Source organism: Pseudomonas lactucae (assembly GCF_036688725.1).
In the GTDB taxonomy this organism is placed as follows: domain Bacteria; phylum Pseudomonadota; class Gammaproteobacteria; order Pseudomonadales; family Pseudomonadaceae; genus Aquipseudomonas; species Aquipseudomonas lactucae.
Genome location: NZ_JAQQPT010000045.1, coordinates 1 through 3,075, shown reverse-complemented (window position 1 = coordinate 3,075; position 3,075 = coordinate 1). Strand labels below are relative to the sequence as shown.

Genomic DNA, 3,075 nt, shown 5'->3' with positions numbered 1-3,075 from the left:
CAAGTCGGTATTACCGACAACTTCTTTGAGCTGGGAGGGGACTCGATCCTGTCCTTGCAGGTGATCAGCCGGGCACGCCGTGCCGGTTGGCAGCTCAACCCCCGTGACCTGTTCGAACATCAGCACATCGCGGCCTTGGCGCGCGTCGCCGCGCCACTGGATCAGGCCCGCGTCGACAGCGGCCCGGTGCAGGGCGATGCGCCCGTCACGCCGATCCAGGCACACTTCTTCGCCCAGGCGGTGCCGGTCCCTGGGCACTGGAACCAGGCGTTGCTGCTGCGTCCGCTGCACAATCTCGAAGTGGGCGCGCTGGGCGAAGCGCTGCTGGCGCTGTTTGCCCATCACGATGCACTGCGCCTGCAATTTCAGCGCGTCGAGGGCCGCTGGCGCGCCAGCCATGGGCAGGGCAGCGCATCGCTGCTGGATTGCCGAACCCTTGACGACTGCGCGCCCGAGGCGATCAGCGCGGTCTGCGAACATGCCCAGCGCGGTTTTGAACTGGGCCAGGGTCCGCTGTTCAAGGCCGTACTGATGCAGTTGGCCAATGGCGAACAACGCCTGTTACTGGTTGCGCATCACTTGGTGGTGGACGGGGTGTCGTGGCGTATCCTGCTTGAAGACCTGGCCCAGCTTTATACCCAGGCGCTCGCCGGCTCGCCTCTGGCACTCGCCTCGCGTACCAGCAGCTTCAAGGCGTGGGGCGAGTACCTCCAGGCATGGGCGCGTTCGGGCCTGGGCGATACCGAGCAGGCCTACTGGCAGGCTTATTCCGAGACGCCGGCCACCCCGTTGAACGTGCAACACCCGCAAGGCAGTCGTGCCCTCGGTGCCACGGCCTACGCGCGCGTGCAACTCGACCCGGCGCGCACCCGTGCCCTGCTGGGCGCGGCCCACGGAGCCTATCGCACGCGCATCGATGAGCTGCTGTTGGCCGGACTGGCCCAGACGTTGTGCCAATGGAGCGGCCAACCGGCGGTGGACATCCTCCTCGAAGGCCACGGCCGCACGCCCGGCGCGGATACTGCCGCAGACCTGGACTTGAGCCGCAGCGTGGGCTGGTTCACCGCGCTGTACCCGCTGCAACTGGTGCCCGGCAATGATTCGCCTGCGCAGGCCATCAAAGCCATCAAGGAACAGCTGCGCCAGGTCCCCGGCCAAGGTCTTGGCTACGGCGTGTTGCGCTATCTGGGCGAGGATGCGACGGCAGGCCAGCTGGCGGCCCGGCCGAGCCCGCAAATCACCTTCAACTACCTCGGCCAGTTCGACCCTGGCCGCTCGGCGGGTGGCCTGTTTGCCTGGGCCGAGGAAAGCCTCGGCGCGTCCCTGGACCCGAGTGCCGACGCCGACAGCGAATGGGTTATCACCGGCCAGGTGCGCGACGGTTGTCTGCAATTGAGCTGGCGCTACGGCGCCGAGCGTTTCGACAGCGACGTGGTGCAAGCCCTGGCCGAACGCTACCTGGCAGCCCTGGAGCGTTTGCTCGACCATTGCCTGAGCCCTGGTGCTGTGGGCGTCACGCCGTCGGACTTCCCCCTGGCGAGCGTCAGCCAGGCTCAATTGGATGCGCTGCCGGTGGCTGCCGCCGACCTTGAAGACCTTTATCCATTGTCGCCGCTGCAACAGGGCATGCTCTTTCACGCCCTGCGGGGCGGGGCCAGCAGCGCTTATGTGAATCAAGTCTGCGTGCCGTTGAGCGATGTCGATGGCCCGCGTTTCGCGGCGGCCTGGGAACGGGTCACCCAGGAACATGCGATCCTGCGCGCCGGTTTCGCCTGGGAGGGCGACTTGCCGCAGCCGCTGCAATGGATCCATCGTCAGTTGCCATCCCCGGTGCAGCACCTGGACTGGCGCGCACGCTCGGCTGAACAGGCGCAGTTGGACTTGGTCGAGCTGGCCGATGCCCAGCGCGACCAAGGCTTCGACCTGCGCCGGCCACCGTTGCAACGGGTGCTGCTGGTACGCCTGGGCGAAAGCGACTATCAGCTGATCTGGACCCGTCATCACATCCTTCTCGATGGCTGGGCCACGGCGCGGATGATCGAAGAAGTGTTGCTGCATTATCGCGGCGAAGCGCCCGTCGCCAGCGCCAGCCGCTACCGCGATTACCTGGCCTGGCTAGGCTGCCAGGACGCTGATTCGAGCCAGGCATTCTGGAACGAGCACCTGCGTCAGCTGGATGAACCGACCCGGCTGGCCGACGCGTTGCCGGCGGTGCCGGCGCAGACTGGGCATGGCGACGTGCGCCTGCAACTGGACCCCGCTGTCACCTCGGCGTTGGTGGCGTTTGCGCGTCGTGAACGCGTGACATTGAACACCTTGGTGCAGGGTGCCTGGAGCCTGCTGTTGCAGCGCTACACCGGGCAGCGCAGCGTTGCCTTCGGCGCCACCGTGGCCGGGCGCCCGACCGCATTGGCCGATGCCGAGCGTGTGCTCGGGCTGTTTATCAATACCTTGCCGATCATCCAGGCGCCCGGCCCCGAGCGTTTGCTGGGCGACTGGCTGCGTGACCTTCAATCGCTGAACCTGAAGGTTCGCGAGCATGAACACACGCCGTTGTTCGATATCCAGCGCTGGGCCGGGCAGGGGGGCCAGGCGTTATTCGACAGCGTGCTGGTGTTCGAAAACTACCCGGTGGACAGCGCCTTGCGCAGTGGCAGTGGTGTGCGGTTCGGCCAGGTCATCTCGCGGGAAACCACCCATTACCCGTTGACCGTGGTGATCCATGCCGGCGACACGCTGAACGTGCAGTTGAGTTATTTGCTGGGTGCCTTCGAGGCGACCAGCGTGGTTCGCCTGGGTGAGCATTTGCAAAACCTGCTGCTGGCGATGGCGTCCCAGGCGCAGGGACCGTCCACGCTGTGCCTGGGCGAGTTGTGCATGCTGGAGGCCACGGAACAACGCCAGTTGGCGGACTTGAACGCGACCCAGCACGACTATCCCGAGTACGCGAACCTGCCCGACTTGATCGACAGGCAAGTACATGCCACACCTGACGCCCTGGCGCTGGTGTACGGCGACACACGCCTGAGCTACGCCGAACTGGACGCCCGCGCCAACCAACTCGCGCATTGGCTG

At 66.1% G+C, this 3,075-nt stretch carries 1 protein-coding gene; it reads left to right on the top strand.

Translation table 11 applies throughout. The annotated features are described in order from the left end of the window. On the top strand, positions 1-3,075 hold a 3,075-nt coding region (locus V6M90_RS29970; RefSeq protein WP_332847663.1), incomplete at both ends, for a condensation domain-containing protein.